This is a genomic window from Vibrio sp. 10N.247.311.12 (assembly GCF_041467515.1).
In the GTDB taxonomy this organism is placed as follows: Bacteria; Pseudomonadota; Gammaproteobacteria; order Enterobacterales; family Vibrionaceae; genus Vibrio; species Vibrio crassostreae_C.
Map to the genome: position 1 here is coordinate 58,939 of NZ_JBFSUV010000007.1, position 15,603 is coordinate 74,541.

The window sequence follows — 15,603 nt, forward strand, 5'->3', positions numbered from 1 at the left end:
TGGAATTTAATCCATAAAAAATGAGGAGGTCGCTAGACCTCCTCATCTATATTTCTGCCACGATTTGAATGAGGCTTTATCTGCTCATACAAAGCGCGTTTTGCCTCTAATTCTGGCGTGTGTAGATCGACATGATTGTCAGCATAAAAAATACCATCTATCTCGAAAGTATCTGTAATCGATGGCACTTTTGTTTTCTCACCCATAACCACTTCCTTATTATATTTATTGCATAACATCCTGTTGTCGAAATAAGTATAGGTGATCTTGCTCCCAAATCTAATTTAGTTTGGTTCTACCTTATAAGATTCTTTCGTTAGCTGGTGCTTTTGCATCTTATCGTAGAGGGTTTTCCTCGGTAATTGCAGCCTCTCCATGGTCTCTTTTATACTGCCATTGCATTCAATAAGTGCCTGCTTCAACGTGTTTTTTTCAAAGTCAGATACCAATTCTGCCAAAGACAGTTCTTGAGTAGTTTCAGTGGCGCTGTCTGATAAGTGAGAAAGCTTACCTAAAAGTACAAAACGCTCTGCAGTATTACGTAATTCTCGAACATTTCCCGGCCAATCATGAGCCAAAAGTGCGTGCAGTTCCTTTTGTGGAAGGGCTGGGGCTGTCTTGCCATAACGCGCCGCAGCAACCAGTAAGAAGTGATGGAACAGGGCTGGGATGTCTTCTTGTCTGCTTCTTAACGGCGGCAAGTCTAAGGTCACAACGTTAAGTCGATAATAGAGATCTTGGCGGAAAGTGCCTTCTTCAGCGGCTTTCTTTAAGTCGACTTTAGTGGCCGCAATCACTCGAATGTCCAGAGGGACTAAACCATTAGATCCAACCCTTTCGATGACTCGCTCTTGCAAGACGCGCAACAGGCGAATTTGTGCCTGCATCGGCATGGACTCAATTTCATCCAAGAATAGAGTTCCGCCTTGAGCAAATTCAAATTTACCCACTCGCTTGCTTTCTGCGCCAGTGAATGCGCCTTTTTCATGGCCATACAGTTCACTCTCAATCAGGTTTTCAGGAACAGCACCACAGTTGACCGCGACAAAGTTTTGCTCTCGACGGCTGCTTTGTTCATGCAGAGAACGTGCTACTAACTCTTTACCTGTACCTGTCTCGCCAAACAATAATATATCGGCATTGGTGTCGGCAATATGGGTGATGATGGAGCGCAGCTCAGTCATGGATTGCGTATCACCAATGATTCTAGGGCCGAGCGCTTGGCTGGCTTTGAGTGAACGTTTTAACTCAAGGTTCTCTAGTGTGAGCTGACGTTTTTCTATCGCTCGCCTAGTGGTTTCGATTAGGCGTTCATTAGCGAAAGGTTTTTCAATGAAGTCATAGGCGCCGTATTGGATGGCTTGAACGGCCATTGAAATATCGCCGTGACCAGTAATCATGATCACGGGGATCTCTTTGTCTTTGTGCATCACGGTGTTGAGCAGATCATGCCCGGATAGACCTGGTAGACAGATATCAGTGATGATCACGTGAGGTAAGCCGTTTTCTTGAATCGCGAGCAGAGCAGACTCCGCATCGGGAAAGAATTCGGCATCAATGTCGGCGAGCTCGAAGCTCTGTTCAATCGCCATTCTTAGATCGGATTCATCATCAATGAAATAGACGTGACACATAGTGATTCCTTTACTTCTTTGTATTCTGGTTATTGCTGAGTTTTTGTTTGCTGTTCATGTCCAACAAGGGGCAACTCTATGCTGATTCGAGCACCGCCTTGAGGGCTACTACCGGTAACGAGCTTGCCATTTATTCCGTTGATTATTTGTTGAGAAATCGATAGCCCAAGTCCAAGTCCGTTTTTCTTGGTGGTATGGAAGGGTTCAAAAAAGTTTCCGCTAGAAGGGGAGGTGAAGCCGGGGCCGTTATCATCGACATGAATTAGCAAGGTATTGGCTTGTTGATGGTCGCACTCTCTAATCTCTAACAGAATAGCTAATTGTTTGTCATCTTGTTGTTCCACCGCCTGAATCGCGTTGGTCAGCAGGTTAATGATCACCTGTTCCAGTTGAATGGCGTTGGCGAGCACGCAAGCATCAAAGGTCTCAGGGAGTTCGTTGACCTTAACTCGCTCGCTCTTGAGTTGTGGCTTCATCAGCTCTTTCGATGAATGTAAAACTGGGAGTATTTGTAAGGTGTGTAGCTCTTCCGCAGTAGATTTTTTGGCGAACGAGCGAAGCTGGTGGCTGATTTTCGCCATACGATCAGTGAGTGCCGAGATTCGCGATAGATTGTCATCGACACGACCGGTTTTTTCTTTGGCAAGAAACAATCGGCCGTTGTCGGCATAACTGCGAATCGCGGCAAGCGGGTTATTCAGTTCGTGACTGATGCTCGCTGACATCTGCCCTAGCACTGCTAGTTTGGCGGCTTGGATGAGCTCGTCTTGGGTTTGCCTCAGAACATGCTCGGTTTCGATACGGTGTTTGATCTCAACATGTAACTCCGATGTACGTTCAAGCACTTGAAATTCGAGTTTTTGCTTGGCTTCGGATTGCAGCCTGTCTATCTGTGCTCGTCTTTGTTGTCTATGGTGGTTGAGCTGCATTGTTAGATAAATAATCGCAAAGATTAGGCTCAAAACCACAAGGTAAGCAACCAAGTCCCACCAAACTAAGTGGGTTGGAGAAAATACCCGTATGGTGAGTCTTGGTTCGGCTAGGAAACGCGAAGAACTAAAGAACTGCTCTTGGACGAGTTTGTGTGGCGACTCAATACGACTGGTGGCACTGTCTAAATCGCCGGAGAAGTGCAGGCTTTCTATTTTTGTATCGAGATACTGCCTGCTTTCTTGAATTCGAGTGTGTTGTACTTCGTTTAGCGGCTGAAGGCTTTTGAACAGCCACTCAGGGTTACTCGACATAAATACAATTTGATCTTTATCGTCAGCAACAAAAAAACTCTGTTTGCCTTTCCAACTTGCTTCAATCAGCGATAAATCCATCTTTACGACAATGACGCCAATAATCTCGGCGGCATAGGAGACGGGGTAAGAATAATAATAGCCTCGCTTTCCAGAGGTTGAACCTAGCGCAAAATATTGATTTTCATTGCCAATAATCGCTTCTTGAAAGTAGGGGCGGAAAGCAAAGTTACGACGAATAAAAGAACGCGGTTGATTCCAGTTACTGGCTGCAATGGTGGTGCCGATACTGTCTAGTAGGTAGGTGTCGGATGCTTGAATCACCGAGTTTACGTGCTCTAGATAACGATTAGTGAGTTCGATTTGCGCAGAGTTACTTGGAGAGTGCAGGGCATCGACCAGCTCTTTGTCTTTTGAAAGCAGCTCGGGAATGTGCGCGAACTTATCCAATTGGCTTGAAATATGAACAGAAAAGCGGTCCAGCTTAGATTGATGATCATTTAACAAACTTTCATGGCTCGTGCTCCACACCCAATGACCGCCAAACACCATCAGTAAACTGTATGTGACCATTAACAGTATTGGGATTTTAAAAGCTTGAAACATGAAGGCTCTCCGCTGATTTCTTTGGTAAACAATCAAGCCTGTCTTCTCTCGTTTATGGTAGCAAATAGCGGTAGTTTTTGCTGAAAGCAGAGAGTGAACAGATGGATGTAGGTTAAGGGTTTGTAACGGGGATTGTTGAAAAAGTTATCGACTCTGAGGGGTAAAACAAGAGCAAGATCTCTTTTTAAGGTTTTTAGCAAAAAAAGCCCTCGATTCCCTTGAAAAAGTCGCTATTGTCCCCATTTCTGTTGTGCTAAGTGATGATTTGATCGTTTTTGTATCACTTAGTTGGACGAATTTAGAGCATTCATCATCATGCAGAGGTGAACGGCTCGACAGAGATTAAACAGATCGCTAGAATGTCGCGTCTAAAATTTCTGTCCTGAGGCTAATCGGAGATACCTTTCTTGTTTCTGAAAACAAGCTTTATTGCGTTTTAATCGACGTGTGAAGAACGAAGATATCGCTGATTAGTCTGGTGTTTGGTTGAATAATCAATTCAGACATCAATGCTCGATTTTAAATTAGGTGTTCGGATAGAGCACTACACAAGGATGCAGCCAACAACGTCTGCTTTTGAATTAAAGCTAAGTTACGGCTCATATGCTCAGATTACTGAGCCAGTTTTGAGGTTTATATAATGCAAGTTACTGTTGAAACGCTAGAAGGCCTAGAGCGCCGTCTTAATATTACTGTTCCTGCTGCTAACATCGAAGATGCAGTTACAGCTGAACTACGCAACATCGCGAAAAACCGTCGTTTCGATGGTTTCCGTAAAGGCAAAGTGCCAATGAAGATGGTTGCTAAAATGTACGGCAAAGCAGTACGTCAAGACGTGATGGGCGAAGTAATGCAACGTCACTTCATCGAAGCGATCGTTAAAGAGAAAATCAACCCAGCTGGCGCACCTACTTTCGCACCAGTTGAAAACAACGAAGGCGCTGACCTAGTATTCAACGCAACTTTTGAAGTTTACCCAGAAGTTGAGCTGAAAGGTCTAGAAAACATCACTGTTGAGAAACCAGCAGTAGAAGTTAAAGAAGCTGACGTTGAAGAGATGATCGAAACTCTACGTAAGCAACAAGCAACTTGGACTGAAGTTGAAGCTGCTGCTGACGCTGGTTCTCGTGCAACTATCGACTTCGTTGGTTCTATCGACGGTGAAGAGTTTGAAGGCGGCAAAGCTGAGAACTTCCCACTAGAGATGGGCGCTGGTCGCATGATCCCTGGCTTCGAAGACGGTATCGTTGGTAAAACAGCAGGTATGGAATTCGAAATCGACGTAAACTTCCCAGAAGATTACCACGCTGAAAACCTAAAAGGTAAAGCAGCTAAGTTCTCTATCAAGCTGAACAAAGTTGAAGCTCGTGAACTTCCAGAACTAAACGAAGAATTCGTTGCTAAGTTCGGCGCAACTGACGGCGTTGAAGGTCTTAAAGCTGAAGTTCGTAAGAACATGGAGCGTGAGCTTAAGCAAGCTGTTAAGAACCGCATCAAAGAGCAAGCTATCGACGGTCTAGTTAACGAAAACAACATCGACGTACCTTCTGCTCTAATCGATCAAGAGATCGGTGTTCTACGTCAACAAGCTGCTCAACGTTTCGGTGGCAACACTGAAGCTGCTGACCAACTTCCACGTGAGCTGTTCGAAGAGCAAGCTAAACGTCGCGTAGTTGTAGGTCTTCTTCTTGGTGAAGTAATCAAGACTGAAGAGCTAAAAGCTGACGACGAGAAAGTTAAAGCTATCATCGAAGAGATGGCTACAGCATACGAAGATCCAACAGAAGTTATTGCTTACTACGAGCAAAACGAGCAAATGATGAACAACATGCGCAATGTTGCTCTAGAAGAGCAAGCTATTGATGCAATCATCGCTAAAGCTCAAGTTTCTGATAAAGAAGTTAGCTTCAACGAGCTAATGAATCAGCAACCTGCTTAATATAGTAATATCTGACGTAGAAGGTTGACGTACGGTCAACAATTCTGCTAACAATGGTCCGTATGATTTAATCATTCGGGCCATTTATTTTAGGGACATAAGAATATGAGCTACCAAGAAAAAAATACAATGCCATCGATTATGGACGCACTAGTTCCTATGGTGGTTGAACAGACTTCCCGTGGTGAACGTTCTTACGATATTTATTCTCGTCTATTAAAAGAACGTATCATTTTCTTAACAGGTCAAGTGGAAGACCACATGGCAAATCTTGTCGTGGCTCAACTGCTTTTCTTGGAATCAGAAAACCCAGACAAAGATATCTATCTTTACATCAACTCACCTGGCGGTAGCGTAACAGCAGGCATGTCTATCTACGACACAATGCAGTTCATCAAGCCAAACGTGAGCACAGTATGTATGGGTCAAGCTTGCTCTATGGGTGCATTCTTACTAGCGGGTGGTACTCCTGGTAAGCGTCACGTGCTTCCAAACTCACGTGTAATGATTCACCAGCCACTTGGCGGCTTCCAAGGCCAAGCGTCTGATATTCAAATTCACGCGCAAGAGATCCTAACGATCAAACAAAAGCTAAACAAACTATTGGCAGAGCACACTGGTCAGCCTCTAGAAGTTGTTGAGCGCGATACAGATCGTGATAACTTCATGTCTGCTGATCAAGCAGTAGAATACGGCTTGGTGGATTCAGTTCTTAATCACCGCGGTCAATAATTGCAGGGCAATTGTTTAACGCAAAGTGATTCAAATTGATATACACTCAAGCATAGAGAGTTAAGGCTAAGAGGTTAGCGAATGACAGATAAAAGCAAAGAGGGTGGTAGCGGTAAACTGCTTTACTGCTCTTTCTGTGGCAAAAGCCAACACGAAGTTCGCAAGTTAATCGCAGGTCCTTCTGTTTACATTTGTGATGAATGTGTCGATCTTTGTAACGACATTATTCGTGAAGAAATTAAAGATGTTCTTCCTAAGAAAGAATCGGAATCGCTGCCAACGCCGCGTGAGATTCGTGAGCATCTTGACGACTATGTAATCGGTCAAGAATACGCGAAGAAAGTGCTAGCAGTTGCAGTTTATAACCACTACAAGCGTTTACGTAATGGTGATACGACAGCTGAAGGCGTAGAGCTAGGTAAGAGTAACATTCTTCTTATCGGTCCTACTGGTAGTGGTAAAACACTACTGGCTGAAACATTGGCTCGTTTCCTAGACGTTCCTTTCACAATGGCAGACGCAACAACACTAACCGAAGCGGGTTACGTGGGCGAAGATGTTGAAAACATCATCCAGAAGTTGCTTCAGAAATGTGATTACGACGTAGCGAAAGCGGAACGCGGCATTGTTTACATCGATGAAATCGACAAGATTTCTCGTAAAGCTGAAAACCCATCAATCACGCGTGACGTGTCTGGTGAAGGTGTACAGCAAGCTCTACTAAAACTTGTTGAAGGTACAGTAGCTTCAGTTCCACCTCAAGGTGGTCGTAAGCATCCACAGCAAGAGTTCTTGCAAGTGGACACGTCTAAGATCTTATTTATCTGTGGTGGTGCGTTTGCAGGCCTAGATAAAGTGATTGAACAGCGTGTAGAAACAGGTTCAGGTATCGGCTTTGGCGCAGAAGTGCGTTCAAAAGATGAAACCAAAACTATCGGTGAATTGTTCACTCAAGTAGAACCTGAAGATCTAGTGAAATATGGTCTGATTCCAGAATTCATTGGTCGTCTACCTGTGACAACAACACTGACAGAGCTTGATGAAGAAGCGCTAATCCAAATCCTATGTGAGCCAAAGAATGCACTTACAAAACAGTACGCAGCATTATTTGAGCTTGAGGATACAGAGTTAGAATTCCGTGAAGATGCTTTACGTGCCATTGCTAAGAAAGCAATGAACCGTAAAACAGGTGCTCGTGGTCTACGTTCTATCTTGGAGGGTGTTCTACTAGAAACTATGTACGAACTGCCATCTTCAACTGATGTAAGCAAGGTTGTGATTGATGAGTCGGTAATTAATGGTGAGTCAGAACCACTATTAATTTACAGCAACTCAGATAACCAAGCAGCTGTTGCAGAGTAGGTCTTTTTTAGACAAGTCACTCAAATTGAAAAAGGAGGTAAGCAATTACCTCCTTTTTTTTATTCTTCCATTGAATCCAGTCGTTTAAGCCCCATATACTGCTTTATAAGTTAAAGCGGAAGAGAGAAATATATGAACTTGGAACGTTCCGAGCGTATCGAAATCCCCGTGCTACCTCTACGTGATGTAGTGGTTTACCCACACATGGTTATTCCATTGTTTGTTGGTCGTGAAAAATCGATTACTTGCCTTGAATCGGCAATGGAAGCTAACAAACAAGTACTACTTGTAGCGCAGAAAGAAGCGGACACTGATGAGCCTTCAATTGACGACCTATTTAAAGTAGGAACTGTCGCTACCATTCTTCAGTTACTAAAGCTCCCTGATGGTACTGTTAAAGTGCTTGTCGAAGGTCAGCAGCGTGCAAAAATTCACCAATTCAAAGAAAGTGAGTTTTTCTTAGCGGACGCAGAATACGTTGTAACCTCAGAACTTGACGAAAAAGAACAAGAAGTGGTTGTTCGCAGCGCGATCAATCAATTCGAAGGCTTTATTAAGCTGAACAAAAAGATTCCACCAGAAGTTCTAACATCTCTGAACGGTATTGATGAGGCAGCTCGCCTTGCTGATACGATTGCTGCACACATGCCACTTAAACTGGTAGACAAGCAGCACGTTCTAGAAATCTTAGATGTGACTGAACGTCTGGAATTCTTGATGGGCCAAATGGAGTCAGAAATTGACATCTTGCAAGTTGAAAAACGCATTCGTGGCCGCGTTAAGAAGCAAATGGAAAAATCTCAGCGTGAGTACTACCTGAATGAGCAAATGAAAGCGATTCAGAAAGAACTTGGCGAGATGGACGACGCTCCTGATGAATTCGAGACTCTGAAGAAGAAGATCGAAGACTCTAAGATGCCTCAAGAAGCTCGTGAAAAAACCGAGCAAGAACTGCAAAAACTGAAAATGATGTCGCCAATGTCTGCTGAAGCAACAGTAGTACGTAGCTACATTGATTGGATGGTGGGCGTTCCTTGGGCTAAGCGTTCAAAAGTGAAAAAGAATCTAGCGAAAGCGGAAGAGATCTTAAACGAAGACCACTACGGCTTAGAGCGTGTTAAAGAACGTATTCTTGAATACTTGGCAGTACAAAACCGTATCAACAAGCTAAAAGGCCCAATCCTTTGTCTTGTTGGGCCTCCTGGTGTAGGTAAAACCTCGCTAGGTCGTTCGATTGCTGCGGCAACAGGTCGTAAGTACACGCGTATGGCACTTGGTGGCGTTCGTGATGAAGCTGAGATTCGTGGTCACCGTCGTACGTACATCGGTTCACTTCCGGGTAAACTGATCCAGAAGATGTCTAAAGTTGGTGTTAAGAACCCACTGTTCCTATTAGATGAGATCGATAAGATGTCTTCTGATATGCGTGGCGACCCATCTTCAGCACTTCTAGAAGTTCTAGATCCAGAACAAAACAACGCATTTAACGATCACTACCTAGAAGTAGATTACGATCTGTCAGATGTTATGTTCGTGGCAACATCGAACTCGATGGACATTCCTGGGCCTCTACTGGACCGTATGGAAGTGATTCGTCTATCTGGTTACACAGAAGATGAGAAGCTGAACATTGCTAAGAGCCATTTACTGGACAAGCAAGTTCAACGCAACGGTCTTAAGCCTCATGAAATTGAGATTGAAGACTCTGCAATCATCGGCATCATTCGTTACTACACGCGTGAAGCGGGTGTACGTAGCCTAGAGCGTGAAATCTCAAAGATCTGTCGTAAAGCAGTGAAGAACATCTTGCTAGACAGCGATCTTAAGTCTGTAACGGTTAACATTGATAACCTGAAAGAGTACTTAGGTGTTCAACGCCACGACTTCGGTAAAGCGGATGAAAGCAACCGTATCGGTCAAGTAACAGGCCTAGCGTGGACTCAAGTGGGTGGTGATCTACTGACTATCGAGACCGAAGCAATGCCGGGCAAAGGTAAGCTAACGCAAACTGGCTCACTTGGCGACGTGATGAAAGAGTCGATTCAAGCGGCAATGACAGTGGTTCGTTCTCGTGCTGAAAAACTGGGTATCAACTCAGATTTCTACGAAAAACGTGACATTCACGTTCACGTACCAGAAGGTGCTACACCGAAAGATGGCCCGAGTGCGGGTATCGCAATGTGTACTGCACTTGTCTCTAGCTTGACGGGTAACCCGGTTAAAGCAGAGGTCGGTATGACAGGTGAAATTACCCTTCGTGGTGAAGTTTTACCTATCGGTGGCTTGAAAGAAAAACTGCTTGCTGCACACCGTGGCGGCATCAAAACTGTACTGATCCCTAAAGACAATGAGCGTGATTTGGAAGAGATTCCAGACAACGTAATCGCTGACTTGAAGGTGATCCCGGTTCAGTGGATTGATGAAGTACTCAAAGTCGCGCTAGAACGAGATCCGTCAGGGGTCGAGTTTGACGTGAAAAAATAGTGATGCATAGCAAAAATAAGTAAAGAATTACGCTGATAGGCCCGAAAAGGCTTGTCAGCGTTTTTTTTGGACGCTAAGTTATTGATCAAAGCGGCAGCCCTTTTGCAATAAGGCTTGCGGCTAAATTAAAACCAAAATGGAACGTACAGTCATCAGAAGTAGTCACAGATGACACATAGGGGAAAAACAGTGAATAAAACACAACTAGTAGAATCAATCGCAGAAAACGCAGACATCTCTAAAGCTTCAGCTGGCCGCGCTCTAGACGCATTCATCGAAGCAGTTGGCACAACGCTACAATCTGGTGACCAAGTTGCACTTGTTGGCTTTGGTACTTTCAGTGTTCGTACTCGTGCTGCTCGTACAGGTCGTAACCCAAAAACTGGTGAAGAGATCCAAATCGCAGAAGCTAAAGTACCTGGCTTCAAAGCGGGTAAAGCACTTAAAGACGCATGTAACTAATTTTCACTGCTGAAACCTCCATTTAAGAGGGGAAGGCAGTAAAATGCGTTTACTGTTTGAAAAATGATGTTTCATTCTTAAACAGTATGTGTACAAAGCACATTGAACTTATTTAAATTATGCGCATCCTACTGATGCGCATTTCTTTTTCTGATAATATCGCGTGAATAGATTTTTATTTTGAAGCCAATGCTTCATATCCGGAGAGCACTTAAATTATGATGGATCGATTACGCGAAGGCGTGAATAGCATCGCGGTAAAAATTATCCTTGGGTTGATTATCCTGTCATTCGTATTCGCAGGTGTAGGCAGCTACATCACCGGTGGCGGTAACAACGCAGCAGCTAAAGTTGGCAACACAGAAATTGCTCGTGGTGAGTTCGAACAGGCTTACCAAAACGAACGTAATCGTATGCAGTCTCAACTTGGCGATTACTTCGCGCAAATGCTTGCAGACCCTGCTTACGTAGAGTCTTTCCGTAAATCAGTACTTGATCGCATGATCAATGACGTACTGCTTGAGCAGCAAGCTGAGTCTCTAGGCCTACGAATCAGTGATTCTCAAATCCGCACCATGATTCTAGAAATGCCTCAGTTCCAAACGGCGGGTCAATTCGACCAAGAAGTTTACCAATCGGCACTACGTCGTGCAGGTTTCAGCGCAGAGAGCTTCGCTGAATACATGCGTCGTGACCTTATGCGCAACCAGCTTGTGACTGCACTTCAAGGCAGTGAATTCGTTCTTCAGGGCGAAATCGATACTCAGAGCAAGCTTATCGCACAAACTCGTGACATTCGCACAGTGACACTGTCTGTTGCTGACCTTGCAAAAGACATCGAGTTAACTGACGAGCAAATCGAACAGTACTACCAAGAGAACCCAGCAGCTTACACTCGTCCAGAGCAAGCTAAGGTATCTTACATTGAGCTTTCTGCTGAAGCGCTTAAGTCTCAGCTTGAAGTAAGCGATGAAGAAGCACAGAAATACTACCAAGAGCACCTAGACAAGTACTCAACGGAAGAGCAACGTAAAGTTAGCCACATCCTAGTTCAAGGCGATGACGAAGCGAAAGCTCAGGCAATCCTAGACGAGCTAAATGCAGGCGCTGATTTTGCTACGCTAGCGGAAGAGAAATCTGACGACTTCGGTAGTGCAGACGTTGGCGGTGACCTAGGTTGGATTGAGCGCGATGTTATGGACCCTGCATTCGAAGACGCGGCTTTCGCTCTTGAGAATATTGGCGATACTACTGGCCTAGTTAAATCTGATTTCGGCTACCACATCATCAAGCTAGACGAACTAAAAGCGTCTCAAGCTCAGCCTTACACTGAAGTAGCGGCAGAGATTAAGACAGAGCTTCTAGACCAACACGCAGTTGATCAGTTCTACGAGCAACAAACTGAGCTAGAAAAAGTAGCGTTTGAATTCCCAGATTCTCTAGATGATTCTGCAGAAGCTATCAACGCGAAGATCACAACGACAGATTTCATCTCTCAAGTTGACGCTCCAGAAGTTCTGATGACGCCTGCAGTTATGCAAGCTATCTTGAGCCCTGAAGTGAAAGAAGACGGTCTAAACTCGGAAGTTATCGAAGTTGCACCTGAACACGTAATTGTTGTTCGTGTAGAAGAGACTCGTGATGAGACAGTTCTTCCTCTAGCTGAAGTGAAAGATCAAGTTGTCGCTGCACTGTCTGCTGTACAAGCAGAGCAGCAAGCGGTTGAGCTAGGTGTTTCTCTAGTGAACGAACTTGAGCAAGGCAATGAAGCAGTACTAGCGGACAACAACCTTGAGTTCACTGAACTTGAAACGATTGACCGTAACTCGCCATTAGCGGCATCTGTATTCGCTCTAGCGAAACCAGAAGCAGGTCAAGCTGTGTTCGGTCAATCTAAAGACCAAGACGGTAATATCGTTGTTGTTGAGCTTTCTAAAGTAACGGCTGAGATCAACCCAGCCTACAGCACTCAAATTGGTGCACAGTTGGAGCGAGTTGGTAACCAGCAAGACCTGACTAACGTATTAAACGTACTTCGTAAAAACGCAGACGTTGAATACTACGTAGTGGGTCAAGGTCAGTAAGCGTTTGATTACCTCAGTAGCAAGCTCAAGTTAGAGCTTACTACTGAAATCAACACGTGATTGTTAGGCTTTAATTCAGATTTGTGAGCCAACAAACAAGCTGATGAAAATAAGATGTATAACGAAGCGGGTCACTTAGGTGATCCGCTTTATTTTTATCTGGTGATTGTGTTATCTAGCGCGGCAAATGCATAAGTTACGTTTTTTGAACAAAGGAACTATTTATGCGCACGATATATTCAACACTAATTCTTTCATTTCTGATGCTCTTAAGCCCTGCCGTGTTTGCAGACAGCCCAACCAAGGCTGAGCTTTACGAAGGCATTGAGATTACGGTCAACATCAATACCGCGACGGCAGAAGAACTTTCAGCACTATTGGTTGGCGTGGGTGACAAGAAAGCCAAAGAAATCGTCGATTACAGAGATCAGAACGGGGCATTTACTACTGCTGATGATTTGGTGAGTGTCAAAGGGATAGGTGAAGCGACGGTTGAAAAGAACCGCGAAAGAATTCAACTTTGACCCGTTTTTCTACTTGTTAGAAATGAAGCGATAGATATGAAGCCTCCGGCCAATGCACCTGCTAGGTGGGCTTCAATCGCGATACGAGCATTAATCAGTTCACCAGTCGTGCTAGAAGGGCCAATAAGCTGCTCCCAAGCGATTTTAGCGACTAATCCGAATGCTAACAGCCAACTAGACTTCCTGCCGTTTAAAGCCTCTCTGAGCGCGAATAAGCCAAACAACCCATGCAAAGTGCCCGATAGGCCAACGTAGATCTGAATACTTGAAAACAACAGAGCGACGCCAGTCACTAAACTGATCACAAGCAAAGCAACAACAAGCTGTTTTTTACTCGGTTGAAACAGGTAGCTGATGATCCACAAGCCTGCTAGATTCATCAGAAGATGCGAGTAGTTGGTATGTGAAAAGTTTCCTGTTAGGATTCGCCACCATTGCCCATCGGCAATCGCATTGCTATCCCAAACGACCCAAGCTTGTATTGGCTCAAATTGGAATAAGACGCATAAAAGTGAAATGAAAATTAAAACAGGGTACACATTAAATCCATGTCTCGTTATTGCCCCCAATGCAGCAAGGCTTTGAAAGCTTGTATTTGTCAGTGGGTTACACCACTCGAATCGAATGTTGAGCTTATCATTCTTCAGCACCCATCAGAAGAGCATCGTCCGATGGGAACAGCGCGTATTCTCTCGTTATCTCTAAATAACAGTGTGACGTTTGTCGGTGAAGACTTTTCTAACAACGAGCAACTGAACATATTGCTGGCCGATGAACATTATCAACATGTGATTTTATACCCAAGCGAAAACTCTGTTTCAGTTGAGTCGGCGACATCTCCCAATAAGAAGCTGCGTGTGATTTTATTGGATGGCACGTGGAAGAAAGCATTCAAGATGTGGCAAGTATCGAGTAACTTGCATGCGTTGAACACGGTTCATTTACCGAAAGATCTCAAGGGTAATTACCGAATTCGCAAAGCACCCAGTGAAAATAGCCTTTCAACCGTTGAAGCTGGCTATCATTTACTTAGCTTGTTAGAGCGTGATGGCGACTTTAGCCCTTTGCTAACGGCATTTGACCAAATGATTCAGTTTCAAATCAATCAAATGCCGCCGGGCGTGTTTGAGAAAAACTACTTAGATTAAGCCGTTTTAGTAAAGTGAGTCAGGAATTAAAACTCGGTATGAGCTGAGAACAGTTGCTGATGCATTTTCTGCGCAAGATCATCAGTCATCGATGAAATGTAATCGGCTATCACGCGCATTTTTCGAGACTCATCTTGATGTTGTAGCCATTGCTTCTTGATGGGCAGTGGCAGCAAGCGTTCAGGATCTGCGCTGAATGCTTCAAACATATCCATGATGATCTGTTGACCTTTGTATTCGATGACCTGAACCTGTGGCACTTGAATAACGAACTCGCTGACAAAGTGTTTCAGCTTATCGAGTGTGCCGTCCATGCTCGGCTCGAGCACCGCATTGTAAGCCAACAGTACATTCTCAAAGTTAGCCTCCACTCGCTTAATCGAGATACTGGTCAACAGTGCGTTGACTATCCCACCAATCGCATCCTTTCGACGATACTGTTCACCAGAGAAAAGCATCTCTGTAATTGAATCTAGGTGTTCACAAATCCATGGGTCGGCCATCTCTTTCAGTTGAGGGTAAGCCGATTCGACCCACTGAGCTTTGGTCACAGAGCCAAGCACAATCGCATCTTCTAAATCGTGCACGCCATACGCGATGTCGTCAGCAAGTTCCATGATCGAACAATCCAGTGACTTATATTTGGTCTTGTTGTGCTCAAGTGGCTCGGTATGCGTTTTTCTTTTCTGTTTTAGGAGCTGTTGGTCGCTGCTTGAAAGCGGTTCAAGCACCCAGTTAAACAACTCTTCATCATGATCGTAGATGCCTTTTGCTGGCATCCAATCTTTAGCTCGGAGTTGTCGTTGATGCTTAACGGGTTCAGACTGCAATTTAGCTTGAACCTCACTCAGCAGAGAAGGGTACTTAATTAGACCTAACAAAGTGCGTCGAGATAGGTTCATCCCGTGATGTTCAGTGTAAGGTTCTAGCTGTGTGACTATGCGAAACGTTTGAGCGTTGCCCTCAAAGCCGCCGTGGTCGCGCATCATGTAGTTGAGTGCGACTTCGCCGCCATGTCCATAGGGGGGATGACCGATGTCGTGAGCCAAACACAGTGAATCAATCAAACTGTCTGAGGGTAATAGGTCTCGAAATTCGGGCTGCTTTTTCTTCAGTTGAGCGACGATACCGGTGCCAAGCTGAGCGGCCTCAAGAGAGTGGGTAAGGCGCGTTCGGTGAAAGTCGTTGACCGTGGTGCCATGGATCTGGGTTTTCGCTTGTAAGCGACGGAAAGCAGCAGAGTGAAGCACGCGCGCACGGTCACGCTGATACGGGCTGCGGTGGTCATCCCGTCTTATTTTATGTTCATCGTCATTTCGATGCTGCCATTCTTGTTCGAGTACAAAGGGTGGTTCGAGTTGAGAATTCAAAATAGCACCTATCA

At 44.6% G+C, this 15,603-nt stretch carries 13 protein-coding genes and 1 pseudogene; 9 read left to right on the forward strand and 5 right to left on the reverse strand.

Annotated features, from left to right (window positions below):
* Window positions 1–32 precede the first annotated feature (32 nt).
* From AB6E30_RS05100 to AB6E30_RS05110, 3 genes are all read right to left on the reverse strand, one after another.
* Complete coding sequence (locus AB6E30_RS05100; protein ID WP_017060624.1) at window positions 33–206, reverse strand: hypothetical protein; 174 nt, start codon at window positions 204–206, stop codon at window positions 33–35.
* A 78-nt stretch (window positions 207–284) separates the two neighbouring features.
* A complete protein-coding gene (locus AB6E30_RS05105) occupies window positions 285–1,634 on the reverse strand; it encodes a sigma-54-dependent transcriptional regulator (RefSeq protein WP_372102824.1) in 1,350 nt (449 codons plus the stop codon).
* Between the two features lie 29 nt (window positions 1,635–1,663).
* Window positions 1,664–3,484, reverse strand: a complete 1,821-nt coding sequence (locus tag AB6E30_RS05110) for an ATP-binding protein (protein ID WP_136981879.1) — start codon at window positions 3,482–3,484, stop codon at window positions 1,664–1,666.
* 163 nt (window positions 3,485–3,647) lie between these two features.
* On the opposite strand from AB6E30_RS05110, the pseudogene AB6E30_RS05115 reads away from it, so the two are divergent.
* The 8 genes and pseudogenes from AB6E30_RS05115 to AB6E30_RS05150 all read left to right on the forward strand — a co-directional run.
* Window positions 3,648–3,830: pseudogene (locus AB6E30_RS05115) on the forward strand (hypothetical protein); the annotation flags it as partial.
* A 294-nt stretch (window positions 3,831–4,124) separates the two neighbouring features.
* The gene (gene tig, locus AB6E30_RS05120) at window positions 4,125–5,423 is read left to right on the forward strand and encodes a trigger factor (protein ID WP_017065881.1); all 1,299 of its coding nucleotides are present in this window, start codon (window positions 4,125–4,127) and stop codon (window positions 5,421–5,423) included.
* A 105-nt stretch (window positions 5,424–5,528) separates the two neighbouring features.
* A complete protein-coding gene (gene clpP / locus AB6E30_RS05125; protein WP_004736080.1) occupies window positions 5,529–6,155 on the forward strand; it encodes an ATP-dependent Clp endopeptidase proteolytic subunit ClpP in 627 nt (208 codons plus the stop codon).
* 81 nt (window positions 6,156–6,236) lie between these two features.
* Window positions 6,237–7,517, forward strand: a complete 1,281-nt coding sequence (clpX, locus tag AB6E30_RS05130; RefSeq protein WP_009847283.1) for an ATP-dependent protease ATP-binding subunit ClpX — start codon at window positions 6,237–6,239, stop codon at window positions 7,515–7,517.
* 132 nt (window positions 7,518–7,649) lie between these two features.
* Window positions 7,650–10,001: an endopeptidase La gene (gene lon / locus AB6E30_RS05135; RefSeq protein ID WP_017060619.1), complete on the forward strand. Its 2,352-nt coding sequence runs from the start codon at window positions 7,650–7,652 to the stop codon at window positions 9,999–10,001.
* 168 nt (window positions 10,002–10,169) lie between these two features.
* Window positions 10,170–10,463, forward strand: coding sequence for an HU family DNA-binding protein (locus tag AB6E30_RS05140; RefSeq protein ID WP_012604504.1), 294 nt, complete (start codon window positions 10,170–10,172; stop codon window positions 10,461–10,463).
* A 218-nt stretch (window positions 10,464–10,681) separates the two neighbouring features.
* Entirely contained in the window at window positions 10,682–12,547 is a 1,866-nt protein-coding gene (gene ppiD, locus AB6E30_RS05145; RefSeq protein ID WP_017060618.1) for a peptidylprolyl isomerase, read from the forward strand.
* A gap of 224 nt (window positions 12,548–12,771) precedes the next feature.
* The gene (locus AB6E30_RS05150; RefSeq protein WP_017060617.1) at window positions 12,772–13,071 is read left to right on the forward strand and encodes a helix-hairpin-helix domain-containing protein; all 300 of its coding nucleotides are present in this window, start codon (window positions 12,772–12,774) and stop codon (window positions 13,069–13,071) included.
* Here the strand turns inward: AB6E30_RS05150 and rrtA are convergent.
* Window positions 13,062–13,610, reverse strand: coding sequence for a rhombosortase (gene rrtA / locus AB6E30_RS05155; protein WP_136981880.1), 549 nt, complete (start codon window positions 13,608–13,610; stop codon window positions 13,062–13,064). The genes AB6E30_RS05150 and rrtA overlap by 10 nt on opposite strands.
* A gap of 9 nt (window positions 13,611–13,619) precedes the next feature.
* Here rrtA and AB6E30_RS05160 point away from each other — a divergent pair, with 9 nt between their 5' ends.
* Window positions 13,620–14,219, forward strand: a complete 600-nt coding sequence (locus tag AB6E30_RS05160) for a tRNA-uridine aminocarboxypropyltransferase (RefSeq protein ID WP_372102826.1) — start codon at window positions 13,620–13,622, stop codon at window positions 14,217–14,219.
* A gap of 26 nt (window positions 14,220–14,245) precedes the next feature.
* On the opposite strand, the gene AB6E30_RS05165 is transcribed toward AB6E30_RS05160, so the two are convergent.
* Window positions 14,246–15,589 (reverse strand): anti-phage deoxyguanosine triphosphatase, encoded by a 1,344-nt coding sequence (locus tag AB6E30_RS05165; RefSeq protein ID WP_017060614.1) that lies wholly within the window; start codon window positions 15,587–15,589, stop codon window positions 14,246–14,248.
* Window positions 15,590–15,603 lie beyond the last annotated feature (14 nt).